Origin of the sequence: Zhihengliuella halotolerans (genome assembly GCF_004217565.1) — a bacterium.
GTDB lineage: Bacteria > Actinomycetota > Actinomycetes > Actinomycetales > Micrococcaceae > Zhihengliuella > Zhihengliuella halotolerans.
Genome location: NZ_SHLA01000001.1, coordinates 2,557,542 through 2,571,998 on the forward strand (window position 1 = coordinate 2,557,542; position 14,457 = coordinate 2,571,998).

The window sequence follows — 14,457 nt, forward strand, 5'->3', positions numbered from 1 at the left end:
GGCATAGCCTGTCCGCATGACGCTCATCCCGCGCGATCCCTTGAGGGCCTGGCTCAATGTCAGACATAGGTACTACAATGGAGTGATGAAGTCGATCAGCAAGAGAGACTTGAACCAGAAGACCGCAGAGGTGCTCGACCGGATCTCCGCGGAGGACGAGCCCGTTCTCGTCACGGAACGAGGGAAGCCGCGGTGGCGGATCGAACCCGTTGACGGCCACACCGACCTGTGGGACAAGCTGCGCGCCGAGGGCCGCCTTTCGAGCCCAAAGACAGTCGAAACACCATGGCCGACCGAAAATCCGGGCGACTACACGCAGGCAGAAGTTGACGTTCTTCTCGACTGGGCGAAGGGCGAGCACTGATGCGCTGGTACCTCGATTCCTCCGTGGCGCTTGACGTGGTGCTGCGCCCGCTTGGCCGCTCGGCCTCGTGGATGAAGTCCAATCTGACAGGGGGTGACGAGTTCGCTTCCTCGTCGCTGTTGAAACTCGAAGCTACCCGTGTCCTGCGCCGGGAGAACCTGGCCCTTCACTCCGCGGATCACGTGCTGAACAACGCCTCGTTCTTCGGCATCGACGGCGGCGTCCTCCGGTTCGCTGCCGCCATCGAGCCCCACATCAAATCCCTGGACGCCATCCACCTGGCGACCTGCTCGCTACTCGGTTCCACCGTGACCCTGGCCAGCCATGATCAGCAGATGTTGGCCGTCGCGGAAGAGCTCGGCCTCGACGTGCACGATCCGCGCAGCCGTTCCTGAACTGATGCGAGCACTGCCCTGCTTCGAGGCCTGAATTCGACTGCCGCGCCTCGGCAGCGATTCCTCGAACTCGGCGATTCTGGCGTTGAGATCCCGGAGCGCCGGGCGGACGAGGCCCGTGCTACCGACTTCACGCAACACGAATCATCATCTCCAACGTGAACGCGAGCGCCCGCCATTACTCCTGCAGCCGGTGGCAGAGCACGGCCACGTGCAGCGCCGTGCGCGATTCCGCGTCGTCGAGCGAGACCCCCAGCTTGTCCTGCAGCTTCGCCAGCCGCGCGTAGAGCGCCGGCCGGCTAAGGTAGCCGGTGCGCGCGAGCGCCGACTTGTTGCCGCCGTGCGCGAGGAAGCGCTCGAGCAGGTCGAGCCCCGCGTCGTCGTCGTACTCGAGCAGGGGCGCTAGCTCCGCCGCGGCGAATGTGGCCACACGCGGATCAGCGCGCAGGTTCGACAGCAGCCCGCGCAGCCGCAGGTCGCCGAAGCGGAAGAACGGCTGCCGGCGGGTCTCGAGCGTGCCAGCGATCTCGGCGACCTGCACGGCCTCGTCGAGCCCGGCCGCCGCCTCCACAAGCCCCGGCCGGCTGGGCGCGACACCCACCGACCAGTCCGGCTCCTGCTCGCCGCGCCTCGCCGCGGTGAGCCGCGCGCACAGGTCCTCCACCAGGCCGTCCTCGAGCTGCCGCGCCGGCACGGGCAGCAGCACGCCGAGCGACCCGGAATTCATTCCGGCCACCAGCGCGGAGCGCCGCGCCCGCCCCACGACCCGCGTCAGCTCCTCGAGCAGGGCGCGCTCTCGCAGCTGCAGCCCGGTCGGGTCCTCGTCCGGGTGCCGGTCCAGTCGGAACACGACGGGCAGGTAGTAGGGGGCCTCCGCGAGCCCCAGCGCCGCAGCCCGCGTGCGCGCCTCGCCCTCGCCGAGGGTGTGCGAGTGCCGCAGCTCGTGGATCAGGCCGGACTGCGCCTGGTAGAGCAGCTCGCGTTCGTCGCGGCCGGCCATCCGGGCAAGAGTCAGGGCCTGCCCGGCGCGTTCGAGCACCTGGCTGGCTTCGTCGTCGTCCACCAGCGGGCCCGGCACTACGAGCCGTCCCCACCGGCGCCCGCGCACGCCGACGGGCGTCTGCAGCCAGTCCTCCGGCCCGCCGCGACGGCCCGTGGCCTCGAGGTATCCGACCCCGCGCGCCCGCTGGACCCAGTCGCGCAGCAGGCCGACGGAGTCCTCCCCGTGGAACGCGAGCACCCGGTGCGCCACGTCCTCGAGCACCACGGGCGAGTCGAGCAGGATCGCCGTCCGGTCCACGATCCGCTGCTCGCTCGCGGACTCGAGGGAGAGCTGGGTGAAGACCTCGTGCACGTGGCGGGCGCGCTCGACGCGGGCGAGCTGCTCGCCGACGAGCACCCGGTGCGCGACCTGCGTGACCCGGACGAACCGCACCTTCCGCGTCAGCAGCACCACCGGCAAGTCCCGGCCGACGACGGCGGCGCGCAGGTGAGCGATCGCCCCCGTCGCCGGCTCCGACCGCTCGTCCACGAGCTCGATGACGACGCCGGCCGCTCCGGCTGCGGTCACGTCGTCCAGGAAGCGTCCGGTCGCCTCCGCGGAATGGCGGAACGCCTGCCCCGTGGTCAGCACGAGCTCACCGCCCTCGAGCAGCCCGCCGACCGCCGCGGAGTCGGCGACGTGCACCCAGCGCACCTCCTCCGAGAGCCGGTTGCCGCCGGCCAGCACCTCGGGCGACCCGGTGCGGATCTCCTCCTGCTCCAGGACGGCCGCCACGGTCAGGCGGCCGGGGGCGGGAGCAACGTCGGGGTTCACATCCATTGACAGATCGTATCGTCCACGGCCGACCCTCGATACACCTTGTCACTTACATCGGCCGCGAACGGCGCGCATGCTGGATGCAGCACACCGATTCCACCGTTTGAAGGGCACCACATGCAGACCGTCTCCCTCCGCACCACCGCCCACTGGATCGACGGCGCCACCGTCGCCGAGCCCGGCACCCGCACCGCCGACATCACCAACCCGGCGACGGGCCAGGTCACCGGCAGCGTCGCGCTGGCCTCCACCGCGACCGTCGACCGGGCCGTCGCCGCCGCGAAGGCCGCATTCCCGCTCTGGCGCGACACCTCGCTGGCCAAGCGCACCACGGTCCTCTTCGCCTTCCGCGAGCTGCTCAACGCCCGCAAGGGCGAGCTCGCCGAGATCATCACGGCCGAGCACGGCAAGGTCCTCGACGACGCCCTCGGCGAGATCTCCCGCGGCCAGGAAGTCGTCGAGGTCGCGTGCGGCATCGCCCACCTGATCAAGGGCGGCCACACCGAGAACGCCTCGACCAAGGTCGACGTGCACTCCGTCCGCCAACCGCTGGGCGTGGCCGCGATCATCGCCCCCTTCAACTTCCCGGCCATGGTGCCGATGTGGTTCTTCCCGGTCGCCATCGCCGCCGGCAACACCGTGATCGTCAAGCCCAGCGAGAAGACCCCGACGGCCGCGAACTGGATGGCCGAGCTGTGGAAGGAAGCCGGCCTGCCGGACGGCGTCTTCAACGTCGTGCACGGCGACAAGGAGTCGGTCGACGCGCTGCTGGACCACCGCGACGTCTCCTCCGTCTCCTTCGTCGGTTCCACCCCGATCGCCCAGTACGTCTACGAGCGCGGCACGGCCGCCGGCAAGCGCGTGCAGGCCCTCGGCGGCGCCAAGAACCACATGCTCGTGCTGCCCGACGCCGACCTCGACCTCGCTGCCGACGCCGCGGTCAACGCCGGTTTCGGCGCGGCGGGCGAGCGCTGCATGGCGATCTCCGTCGTCGTCGCCGTCGAGTCCATCGCCGACGAGCTCGTCGCGAAGATCGCCGAGCGCACGCGCACCCTGCGCATCGGCGACGGCACGCGCGGCTGCGACATGGGCCCGCTCGTCACGGCCGCCCACCGCGACAAGGTCGCCTCCTACATCGACGCCGGTGAGGCCGCCGGGGCCGAGCTCGTGCTCGACGGCCGGCAGGTCTCCCCGGACGCCGACGGCGAGGGCTTCTTCCTGAACCCGACGCTGTTCGACCGCGTCACCACGGACATGTCCATCTACACGGACGAGATCTTCGGCCCGGTCCTCTCCACGGTCCGCGTCGACAGCTACGACGACGGCCTCGAGCTCATCAACGACAGCCCGTACGGCAACGGCACGGCGATCTTCACGAACGACGGCGGCGCCGCCCGCCGCTTCGAGAACGAGGTCGAGGTCGGCATGGTCGGCGTCAACGTCCCCATCCCGGTCCCGATGGCCTACTACTCGTTCGGCGGCTGGAAGGCCTCGCTGTTCGGCGACACTCACGCCCACGGCGCCGAAGGCGTACACTTCTTCACCCGCGGCAAGGTCGTCACCAAGCGCTGGCTGGACCCCAGCCACGGTGGCCTGAACCTCGGTTTCCCGACCCACTCTTAAGGAGTTTGAGCATGACGGACACCACCACGACGACGGCCGGCGGCCCCACCGACGCGCAGCTGGCGGCCGGGCGCCGCGCCTACGAGCTGGACCGGGCGCACGTCTTCCACTCCTGGTCGGCGCAGGAGACGCTCGACCCGATGAGCATCGTCAAGGCCGAGGGCGTGCACGTCTGGGACGCCGACGGCAAGCGGTACCTGGACTTCTCCTCGCAGCTGGTGAACACCAACATCGGGCACCAGCACCCGAAGGTCGTCGCGGCGATCGCCGCCCAGGCCGCCGAGCTGTGCACGGTCGCCCCGCAGCACGCCAACGCGGCGCGCTCCGAGGCGGCACGCCTCATCGCTGAGCTCACCCCGGGTGATCTGAACCGGATCTTCTTCACGAACGGCGGCGCGGACGCCGTCGAACATGCGATCCGCATGGCGCGCCTGCATACGGGCCGGCGCAAGGTCCTCTCCGCGTACCGCAGCTACCACGGCGGCACGCACCTGGCCATCAACGTCACCGGGGATGCGCGGCGCGTTCCGAACGACGACGGCGACTCCGGTGCCGTGCACTTCTTCCCCGCCTACCCCTACCGTTCCTACTTCGACTCGGCCACCCCCGAGGAGGAGACCGAGCGGGCCCTGAAGCACCTGGAGGACGTGATCGTCCTGGAGGGGCCGGCCAACATCGCGGCCCTGATCCTCGAATCGATTCCGGGCACCGCGGGCATCTACGTGCCGCCGCCCGGGTACATCGAGGGCGTGCGGGAGCTGACCGCCAAGTACGGGATCGTCTACATCGCGGACGAGGTCATGGCCGGCTTCGGCCGTTCAGGCAAGTGGTTCGCGGTCGAGCACTGGAACGTCACCCCGGACATCATCACCTTCGCAAAGGGCGTGAACTCCGGGTACGTGCCGCTCGGCGGCGTCGCGATGAGCGAGGCGATCTACCAGACCTTCGCGCAGCGCCCCTACCCGGGCGGGCTGACGTACTCGGGCCACCCGCTGGCCTGCGCGGCGGCGGTCGCGGCCATCACTGCGATGCGCGAGGAGGGCATGATCGAGCACGCGGCCGCCCTCGGCGAGAACGTGTTCGGCCCCGAGCTGCGGGCGATGGCCGAGCGCCACCCGTCGATCGGCGAGGTCCGCGGCGCCGGCTGCTTCTGGGCGATCGAGCTCGTGAAGAACCGGGAGACGCGCGAGCCGATGGCCGCCTACGGCGGCTCCTCACCCGAGATGAACGAGCTCGTCGGCGCGCTGAAGGCCGCCGGGATGCTGCCGTTCGCCAACTACAACCGCATCCACGTGGTTCCGCCGCTGAACATCAGCGAGGAGGACGCGCGTCGCGGCCTGGCGATCATCGACGAGGCGCTGGCACTGGCCGACGCGCACGTCGTCAGCTGAGCCCGAGCTCCGCGAAGGCCGCCACGAGGCCCTCCTCGCGCGGTGGCGCGGCCGTGCGGTCGGCGAGCGCCGTCAGCTGCGGGGAGGAGCCCTCGATCGCCACGCCGATTCCGGCGTACGCCACCATCTCGAGGTCGTTCTCCCCGTCGCCCACGGCAATCGAGTGCTCCCGCGGGATGTTCAGGTGCTCGATCGCCGCCGCGAGGCCGTCGGCCTTGCTGATCCCGTGCAGGTAGAGCTCGCCGGAGTGGCGGCCCTCGGCGGCGATCGAGTTCTCGACGACGGCGACGCCCTCGCCGATCTCGGCGAGGAGCCGGGACATCGGCACCGGGGACGCGAAGACCGAGACCTTCGCGAACGGCACGGCGGCGAGGTCGGCGGCGGGCCGCAGGGCGCCCAGGATCGCCGCGGCCCCCGTCGGCGAATGACGGAAGTGCTCCTCGATGATCTCCCGCAGGCGCTCCATGGCGGCCGGCGGCGCGTGCAGGGCCTCCTGCGCCTCGAGGATGTAGACGGCGTCGTGCACGTCGAGGACCTCGACCGTGCGGGCGGCGAGCCCGGCCGGGAAACGGCGGTCAAGCAGGACCTCGCCGCCGATCTTCACGTGGGCACCGGCGCTGGCGACGACGCCGTCGAACCCGGCGCCGAGTATTTCGTCGTCGAGCATCGAGAGGGGCCGACCCGTGCACAGCAGCACCTTGTGGCCGGCGGCCCGTGCCGCGCGCACTGCCCGGACGTGTCCGTCGGGCACGACGCCGTGGTCGGCGTAGGTGCCGTCCACGTCGAGGAAGACGGCGCGGGCGGACTCGTCGACGACGGTGTGGGACTTGGCGTTTTCCGTTGCTGCGCTCATGGTCCGGATCCTACCTGCGCACCCGCGCCGCGGTGAGATCATGGAGCAATGTCCACGACTCCCGCTCCGGGCCCGGCCGTGCCCCCGCCGAGCAAGCGCCAGCTCGCGCTCATGATCTGGCTCGCCGTCTTTCCCACGCTGACCGTCATCAACCTGGCCTTGGGTTCGTGGCTCGAGCTGCTGCACCCCGTGCTGCGCACCTTCGTCCTCGCGACGGTCGCGGTGCCGATCGTGATCTACGGGATCGTCCCGCAGCTGCAGCGCCTGCGCGCGCAGCTCATCCTGCGCAGCGCGGGCTGAGGAACCGCCCCGGTCAGGCGGCTCCCAGTACCTCGTGGTGCGGCAGCGCGGGGCTGACATGGCCGTCGCGCCCCTCGACATCCTCGTTGTTCACGAGCGCGTTGAGGACCGATTCCTCGACGGCCTGCACGGTGGCTTCGAAGAACGGGTCGATGCCGCCCCACGGAACGTGCTCGATGCTCTCCAACTCCTGCTGACGCCCGGGAACCGGGAAGTCCGAGCGTAGGCCGCCGTCGTTCCCGGTGGAGAACGCGAGAAAGATGTCTCCTGAGAAGTGCCCGCCCGTGGTCCCGGTGCGCGCCAAGCCCAACGGGACGCGGCGGGCCAGCGCTTTCAGCTGTCCGGGTAGAAGCGGCGCATCGGTGGCCACGATGACGATGACCGACCCGGCCCCTCCGGGGACCCGCGCGGCGTCGACTTCCTCCTGCAGCCAGTTCGTCTCCTCGAGCGGGCATGGCGCGGCGGAAGCGCGTCCCACGGGCCGCCCGTCGATGCGCAGCTCGTGCCGAGAGCCGAAGTTTGCCTGCGTCAGCACGCCGACGGTGTACTCGCCCGCGCCGAACGCCACCCGCCGCGATGCCGTGCCGGTACCGCCTTTGAACCCGTAGCAGTTCATGCCGGTGCCACCTCCGACGGATCCCTCGGCCAAGGGGCCGCCGGTGGCGGCGTCGAGGGCCCGCCGGGCGGTCTCGGGCGTGACGTGCGGTTCGTTGATGTTGTTGAGGTAGCCGTCCCACGTCTCGGCGACCACGGGGAGCATCCACCGGCGGGCGACGTCGGGGGCGACGTCGGCCATCCACGCGTCCACGCCGGCGTGCGCCGCACCCACGGCATGGCTGTTGGTGAGCAGGATCGGCGTCGCGAACTGGCCCGACTCCTCAATCCACGTCCGCCCCGTCATCTCTCCGTTGCCGTTGAGACTAAACGTCCCGGCCGCGCATGGGTCTCCCACACCGGCGCGACCACGCGGCAGGATCGCCGTGACGCCCGTGCAGGCAGTGCGATCCTCCGGCCGCAGCGTGACGTATCCGACCTCGATGCCGGGCACGTCAGTGATCGCGTTCGCAGCGCCGGGAGTGCCGTCGAGCCTGATGCCCAGGTCCCGAGCACGAACTCTTGAATTTGATTGGGTGTTCACATTTATCCCGTTCTTCCAGATTTAACAGGCAAAACCCTTGACTGCAGCACGCCCACATATTTGAATCAGTGTTCAAACATGATCCATGACACATCCCCTTCAACGCAAGGACCACCATGTCGGGAACCAGAACCGCACCAACCGCCGAACGCAACTCCCTCTCCACCGGCCGCCTCGGCATCTGGGGAATCGTCTTCCTCGTAGCCTCCGCCGCCGCCCCACTGACCGTGGTCGTTTCGGCGGCGCCGATGGCCTTCCGGCTCGGCGGAATCGGGGCACCTGGCGCCATGCTGCTCTGCGGGGCCATCTTGGCGCTGTTCGCAGCCGGCTTCACTGCCATGAGCACCCACGTGCCCAATGCCGGAGCGTTCTACGCATACGCGCTGCACGGGCTCGGAAAATCGGCCGGCGTGGGGCTGGCGTTCGTCACTGCGTACGCCTACGCCTTCCTGTGCTTCTGCTTCTACGCCTTCATCGGGTTTTTCGGCGAGCTTGTCCTCACCGAGTGGTTCGGATCGGCACCGTCGTGGTGGGTCATCGCGCTGGCCTCAGCGGCCGCCGTCGCGCTGCTCGGGATGCGCCAAGTCGACGTCGGTGCCAAAGTGCTCGCCGTCCTCGTCACCGCGGAAGTGGCCATCCTGCTGGTCATCGCTGTCGCCGTGCTCATCATCGGCGGCCCCGAGGCCCCGTCGGCGGCGGGTTTCGACCCGCGCAACATCCTCGCCGGCGGCGGCATCGGCATGCTGCTGGTCATCGGTTTCGGCGCCTTCCTCGGATTCGAGGGCACGGCGATCTACGCGGAGGAGGCCAAGCGACCGGGACGCACCATCCCCCGGGCCACGTACCTCGTGGTCGCGCTGCTCGCCGCGTTCTACGCGTTCACGTTCTGGATCCTGACCCTGGCCTTCGGAGTCGAAGGCGTGCTCGCCTTCGCCGCCGGAGACAACTTCGAATCTATGGTCTTCGCCGCAACCACACAGTTCGTGGGCCCGCTGGCCGCCGGAGTCGTCCAGGTTCTGATCGTCACGAGCTTCTTCGCCTGCATCCTGGCCTTCCACAACGCCTGCACCCGCTACCTGTTCTCCCTCGGCCGCGAAGGCATCCTGCCCTCCACCCTGGGCCGAACGCACCGCGTCCACAAGGCCCCCGCCACGGCGAGCCTGGCCCTGTCGGCGGCCTGCATCGCCGGCATCGGGATCGCCGGCATCGGGATCGCCGCCGTGTTCGTCACGGACGCATACCTCGGGCTCGCCGTCTGGACCTACGCCACCGGAGTGCTCGGCCTCGTCTTCGGTCAGGCTCTCGCCGCCGTCGCCGTTGTGGCCTTCTTCGCGCGCGATCGACGCGGTCATTCACCGTGGCGGGTGGTCGTGGCGCCCGTTCTCGGTGCCGCGGGCCTCATCGCCGCGGTGACCCTGATCGTCATACACTTTGATCTCACCACCGGTATGAACGGAGCGATCAATTGGGTTCTCATTCTCCCCACGCCTCTCCTGTTCATTGCCGGGATGATCTACGAGCGAATCCTCAAAACGCGGCGTCCGGCACTGTGGGCGGCACTGGGGCGGACGGAGAAGCCCGTTGAGCGACAAGCGGACTAGGGCCAGACGCGCCGCGCACTCTCCGCGACCCGGCGGGGCCGGGGACGCCCGACGCGACGCGCTGCTGCAGGCGGCCGTCCGCGTCGTGATCCGCGAAGGGGCCAGCGGGGCCAGCGTACGCGCGATCGCGGAGGAGGCCTCAGTTAGCCCCGGCAGCGTCCTCTACTACTACGACGGCGTCGACGATCTCGTCGACCGCGCCCTCGAAGCCGTTATGGACCGCTTCCACGACCGGCGGCTCAAAGTCGTCGCCGGGGGGCGCCGCCCGGTCGAGAAACTGGCGGAGATGATTCACCTCGGCGTCCCCGACGATGTCGGCGACGAGCTGCGCAGCGTCTACGAGAGCATTGGCACCGCGCGCACCCGCCCGGAAACCCGGCGCATGCACTGCCAGGTGGTCGAACGACAGGTGACGCTCTACCGCTCCCTGCTCGAGGTCGGAACCGAATCCGAGGACTTCGCTCCGCAGCACGACGTCGGCCTCATCGCCCGGAACCTCGTGGCCCTCGAGGACGCCTACGACCTCTACCCCCAGCTCGGACTGTCCCTGACGGGTGCCGAACGGCGCGCAGGGGTGAGGGCCTACGCGGAGCTCGCACTCCAGTGCACTCTGCCCGGATAGCCGGTGTTCTCGAGCGCTTCTGATCTTCCCAGCAACCTCCAAGCCCGCAGGCCTTCGAAGGGCGGCCGCCGCTGTGATAGCCATGGATGAGAGGCGCCCGCGGGGCACCCGCCCCGCCAGCACTCGTGAAGGCGCCCACCCGTCGAAAGGAAGCACACCCATGGCATCCGCATCGAACACCACCGGGACCACGCTGGACGGACGCGAGGTTCTCGTCATCAGCACCAACTACGGCACCGAAAGCGACGAGCTCACCCAGCCGATCGAGACCCTGCGCTCCGCGGGAGCCCAGGTCACCGTGGCCGCCGTCGAGAACCGGCCGGTGCGCACGCTCGTGGCCGACAAGGACCCCGGGCCCGAGGTCCCCGTCGACACCACCCTCGCCGTGGCCGAGGCCGCGGACTACGACGCCCTGGTGGTCCCCGGCGGGACGCTCAACGCCGACCAGTTGCGCGCCGACGGCAACGCGCGCAAGATCATCGCGGATTTCGCGCAGGCCGGGAAGCCCGTCGCCGCGATCTGCCACGGCCCGTGGCTGCTCATCGACGCCGGGCTGGCCTCCGGGAAGAAGCTCACCTCCTACTCGAGCCTCGGCATCGACCTGGAGAACGCCGGGGCGACGTGGGTCGACCAGCAGGTCGTGCTGGATACTTCGGCCGGATTCCCGCTCATCACGTCCCGGAACCCCGGCGATCTCGAGGCATTCACCGGCGAGCTGGTCGAGCAGCTCTCCGGCGGCGCGTGACCGCCGGAGAGCCGACTGTCAGCCGCGCAGCGGCGAGACCGTGATCCGGTCGATGATCGGCGCCTCCGCCGCCCGCAGCGGGATGCCCGGCCAGTTCTGCTCCGCGTAGGTTTCACCGTCGAAGTTCGGCTCCTCCTCCGCCGAGACCGTCACCGTGTTCGCACCCTCTTCGAGCTCGAGGTAGATGGTCCGCTCGAAGAAGTTGTTCGCGTGGAACGACGGCGCGAACAGGACCCGTTGGGCGTCACCCCCGTTGACCGAGAAGTCCGCGTGGCGAGCCATCGGGTTGGGGTTGTAGTGCGTCGCCGGCACCTGCTCGGGGTTGGAGTAGCGGACGACGACGGCGTGCTCGCCCGCGGTCTGGGCCTCCACCTCGAACGTGAGGGTGTTGGCGTTGCCGGGCTCGCCGCCGATGCCCTCGACGGCGGTGCCGCCCTCGGCGAGCGAGAGCGCGGTGGTGCGGGCGTCGCCCGCCGCCTCCGCGTCCTCCGCCTGGTACTCGACCGCCGCCAGCTGGCCCGCGGAAGCGTCGACGACCAGACGGTCGACCTTCAGCCCCTTCCGGCCCTCTGCGGTGACGACGATCTTGTTGACCCCGCCCTGCAGGTGGGCGGAGAGCTCGACCCCGCGGCCGACCTGCGCGACCTCGCGGTCGTTCACGCTCAGCGTGCCGGCCCCGGAACCGAAGGCCTCCAGCGCAAGTTGCGCCTCGCCGTCGTGCTCCCCGTAGACCCAGAAGGTTGCGGACTGCCCGTCGGCGAGCTTGGCACCGCCGGAACCGGAACCGTCGTCGGGCTTGTCGTGCTCGGCGAACCCGCCGTCGTGCACGGCGATCTCGGCCTCGTAGACGTCCCCCGAGTCACGTGGCTGGCTCAGCGTGATCCGGTCGATCAGCGCGTCACCGACCGTGGCGCCGGATCCGTCGAGACTCTGCGCCGCCAGCGTGATGGTGTGGGTGCCGGCCGTGAGTTCGACGGTGGTGTCCGCGTGGTCCCAGACCACCCACTTGTAGCCCAGCGGCAGGAAGAGCTCCTGCTCGGCCTCCCCATCGACCCGCAGGAACACGTTGGTGGGGCCCTGCTCCTCAATCAACGGGTAGGTGTTGAGGCTATTCGCGAAGACCGAGAGATCGTACTCTCCGTCCTGGGGCACATCGACCGTGAAGTCGAGGGCGCCGTCGGATCCGGTGCGCAGGCCCCCGACGTTGAAGCCGCCGGAGGTGTAGAACTTTCCGACGTCGGCCGGCGAGCCCTCGGGGCCGTTGCGGCTGTAGCCGTCTCCGGTGTAGTCAGCGTCCTCCGCCTCGTAGGAGGCGCTCCAGGTGGAGTCGACCGTGCTCTCCACGCCGGCGCCCGCCGGGGTCATGACCAGCTCGTAGGCGGAGGCCTCGGAGAGCTGCGGCAGCGTCTCGCCGTCGAAGTCGACCGTGACGCGGCCGTCCTCGACGGGTAGAACCAGCTCCGCGAGCTCGGCCGGCTGCGCCGAGTCGCCGAGCTGGCCCGTCCAGCCGATCTCGTGCAGCCAGACGCGCACGGTGTCCCCGAAGGTGTCCGCCGGGATGTTCTCGAACGTCACGGGCGCCTTACCATCCGTGCCGCCGAGGATCGCCCGGGCGGTCTGCTTGGTCTCGTCGAGCGAAGCGACGCCCTGCAGCGAGTAGTTCTGCCCCGGGAACGGCGGAGCGACCTCGACGGTCTCGCCGCTGAGCTTCGAGTAGGCGTTGTAGAGCCACCACTGCCCGTTGCCGCGGTTGACCTGCACGGCCGAGTCGGAGAGGTTTCCGTTGATGTTCCAGAACGCGATCATCGCGTCGACCTTGGTGTCCTCGATCGCGGAGATCCACTGGATCATCTGGCCGGGAACAGAGGTGTGGTAGTTGAACGCGTACTCGTTGATGTTCAGGGGCAGCTCGGTACCCTCGTACTCGGTGCCGGCGAAGGTCGCGGCCTCCCAGCCCCGGTACTTCGCTACCGAGTCGCGAATGGCCTGCGGGTGGGTCAGCTCGTGCCACGTGACGATGTCGGGGACGGTGCCCTCCGCGACGGCGTGCTCCATGAAGCCCTCGTTCTGATCGAAGAGGATGCTCGTGCCGGGGCCGGCGACGCGCATGGCGGGGAAGGCCTCCTTGATGCGCCGGTACGTCGAGTCCCAGGCGGCGAAGTAGTCCGCCGGGTCATCGAGCCAGCTGGTGCCGTCCAGGCTCCACTGCCCGGTGCCGAACATGTTGCCCTCGGGCTCGTTGAAGGGCTCGATGACGAGATTCTCGCGCTGCTCTGCTGGGATCTGCTCGATCATCTCCAGCTGCGCGTCGAGGACCTCGCGGTAGTCGGCGAGCTTCTCCTGCGGGGTGTCCCCCGGCCACTGGTATGGGAAGCCGCGGTACCAGTCGGTCACGCGCAGGTACACGTCGCCGCCGGTGGTCTCGCTCAGCGTGGGCAGGACCTCCAGCGCGTCCGATCCGGGGTGCTGGGACCCGTCCTGGGCCTTGGTCGCGACCGAGCGCACGTCCATGCCCTCGATCAGGTTGTCCGTGGGCATGCCCTCGCCGTAGAGGCCGTAGAGCACGCCCGAGGCCCCGCCGTGCACGGGCCCGGTCGTCGCGCCGAGGTCGATGCTCACGTCGTTGCCGCGCACGGTGACGACGGCGGCGACCTCCGTCCCGTCGGCGTCGCCGGTCACGGTGAACTCGCCGGAGGAGGCGTACTGCTCGGGCGCCACGTCTTCCCAGGCCACGGGCACGCCGCGCTGGTAGCCGTCGGAGTAGTCGGCGAGGACGGTCGCGGGCAGCTCGGGGGCCGCGCCGGTGACGGTGTCGACCTCGATCCGGTCCGTGACGGACTCCCGGGTCGGCACGTCGCCGGGCACCAGGTCGGCGACCTGCTCCGGCGTCAGCGCGGCGTCGTAGAGCCGGAAGTCGTCGACCGCGCCGGCGAAGGCCGGGTCGGGATAGAACGACTTGCCGATGAATCCGGTGCTCTCGGCTCCGTCGCCCCAGAGGTCGGCGGCCGCGACGTCGCTTGCGGCCGAGCCGACGGGCACCCCGTTGAGGTACGTCGTCACGGTGTCGGCGTCGTCGTCGAGCGTCACGGTGAGCGTGGCCCACTCGTCGGTGTGCAGCGGGCCCGCGCCCGTGACCGTCGCCTCGCCGCCTGCGGCGGCCTGCGTGACGGCCGCGCGCAGGTTGCCGTCCCCGTTGGACGGGGTCGCGAAGAGGTACCGGTCGGTGTCCTCGCCGAGTGCGAAGAGCCACTGCCAGGCCCCGCCCGTCCCGTCCCACTTCACCCGCGTCGAGACGGTGAGGTCGGCGGCGTCCTCGAGCGCGCCGGCGGGGATGGTAACGTGGCCGCCGGTGAGCCCGAGGGCCGGCCCGTCCGGCGCGTCGACGCTTTCCGTCGCTCCGGAAATCGTCCCGTCCAGCCCGTTGCCCGAGCTGTCCGGGACGACCCCGTCGCCGACGTCGTCCATGGTGTAGTGGATGACCGGTTCCGGTGGTGCGGCGGAAGCCGCCGTCGCGGATGCGGAGATCGCCCCGGCGCCGAGCGCCACCGCGGTTGCCGCCGCGGCCGCTCGCCGGAACCGGCGACGATGGTGCGTGTGCTGCATCAT

Annotated in this window: 12 protein-coding genes; 8 read left to right on the plus strand and 4 right to left on the minus strand. The window is 70.0% G+C overall.

Features of this window, described 5'->3' with window-relative positions; all coding sequences use genetic code 11:
• Positions 1-16 precede the first annotated feature (16 nt).
• Both EV380_RS11595 and EV380_RS11600 read left to right on the plus strand, forming a co-directional pair.
• On the plus strand, positions 17-364 hold the full coding sequence (locus EV380_RS11595) for a type II toxin-antitoxin system Phd/YefM family antitoxin (protein ID WP_130451273.1): 348 nt from the start codon (positions 17-19) through the stop codon (positions 362-364).
• Positions 364-759: a type II toxin-antitoxin system VapC family toxin gene (locus tag EV380_RS11600; protein WP_130451274.1), complete on the plus strand. Its 396-nt coding sequence runs from the start codon at positions 364-366 to the stop codon at positions 757-759. The genes EV380_RS11595 and EV380_RS11600 overlap by 1 nt, the downstream gene beginning before the upstream one ends.
• Positions 760-937: 178 nt before the next feature.
• On the opposite strand, the gene EV380_RS11605 is transcribed toward EV380_RS11600, so the two are convergent.
• Positions 938-2,581, minus strand: coding sequence for a PucR family transcriptional regulator (locus tag EV380_RS11605; protein ID WP_130451275.1), 1,644 nt, complete (start codon positions 2,579-2,581; stop codon positions 938-940).
• 114 nt (positions 2,582-2,695) lie between these two features.
• Here EV380_RS11605 and EV380_RS11610 point away from each other — a divergent pair, with 114 nt between their 5' ends.
• Together EV380_RS11610 and EV380_RS11615 are read left to right on the plus strand one after the other, a co-directional pair.
• On the plus strand, positions 2,696-4,201 hold the full coding sequence (locus EV380_RS11610; protein ID WP_130451276.1) for a CoA-acylating methylmalonate-semialdehyde dehydrogenase: 1,506 nt from the start codon (positions 2,696-2,698) through the stop codon (positions 4,199-4,201).
• Between the two features lie 11 nt (positions 4,202-4,212).
• A complete protein-coding gene (locus EV380_RS11615) occupies positions 4,213-5,592 on the plus strand; it encodes an aspartate aminotransferase family protein (RefSeq protein ID WP_130451277.1) in 1,380 nt (459 codons plus the stop codon).
• Here EV380_RS11615 and EV380_RS11620 read toward each other — a convergent pair.
• Positions 5,585-6,445, minus strand: a complete 861-nt coding sequence (locus tag EV380_RS11620; RefSeq protein WP_130451278.1) for an HAD-IIB family hydrolase — start codon at positions 6,443-6,445, stop codon at positions 5,585-5,587. The two genes, EV380_RS11615 and EV380_RS11620, sit on opposite strands and share 8 nt — an antisense overlap.
• Before the next feature lie 48 nt (positions 6,446-6,493).
• On the opposite strand from EV380_RS11620, the gene EV380_RS11625 reads away from it, so the two are divergent.
• Complete coding sequence (locus EV380_RS11625) at positions 6,494-6,745, plus strand: putative antibiotic biosynthesis monooxygenase (protein ID WP_130451279.1); 252 nt, start codon at positions 6,494-6,496, stop codon at positions 6,743-6,745.
• Positions 6,746-6,758: 13 nt separating this feature from the next.
• On the opposite strand, the gene EV380_RS11630 is transcribed toward EV380_RS11625, so the two are convergent.
• Positions 6,759-7,883, minus strand: coding sequence for a DmpA family aminopeptidase (locus EV380_RS11630; protein ID WP_242607599.1), 1,125 nt, complete (start codon positions 7,881-7,883; stop codon positions 6,759-6,761).
• Between the two features lie 116 nt (positions 7,884-7,999).
• Between EV380_RS11630 and EV380_RS11635 the strand changes: the two genes are divergently transcribed.
• The 3 genes from EV380_RS11635 to EV380_RS11645 all read left to right on the plus strand — a co-directional run bounded on the left by EV380_RS11635 (position 8,000) and on the right by EV380_RS11645 (position 10,851).
• Complete coding sequence (locus EV380_RS11635; RefSeq protein ID WP_130451281.1) at positions 8,000-9,484, plus strand: APC family permease; 1,485 nt, start codon at positions 8,000-8,002, stop codon at positions 9,482-9,484.
• Positions 9,465-10,106 carry a TetR/AcrR family transcriptional regulator gene (locus EV380_RS11640; RefSeq protein WP_130451282.1) on the plus strand — a complete coding sequence of 214 codons (642 nt, stop codon included), beginning with the start codon at positions 9,465-9,467 and terminating at the stop codon, positions 10,104-10,106. Before EV380_RS11635 ends, EV380_RS11640 begins: the two co-directional genes overlap by 20 nt.
• A gap of 160 nt (positions 10,107-10,266) precedes the next feature.
• Positions 10,267-10,851 (plus strand): type 1 glutamine amidotransferase domain-containing protein, encoded by a 585-nt coding sequence (locus tag EV380_RS11645; RefSeq protein ID WP_130451283.1) that lies wholly within the window; start codon positions 10,267-10,269, stop codon positions 10,849-10,851.
• Between the two features lie 18 nt (positions 10,852-10,869).
• Here EV380_RS11645 and EV380_RS11650 read toward each other — a convergent pair whose 3' ends face one another.
• Complete coding sequence (locus EV380_RS11650) at positions 10,870-14,457, minus strand: LamG-like jellyroll fold domain-containing protein (RefSeq protein ID WP_242607600.1); 3,588 nt, start codon at positions 14,455-14,457, stop codon at positions 10,870-10,872.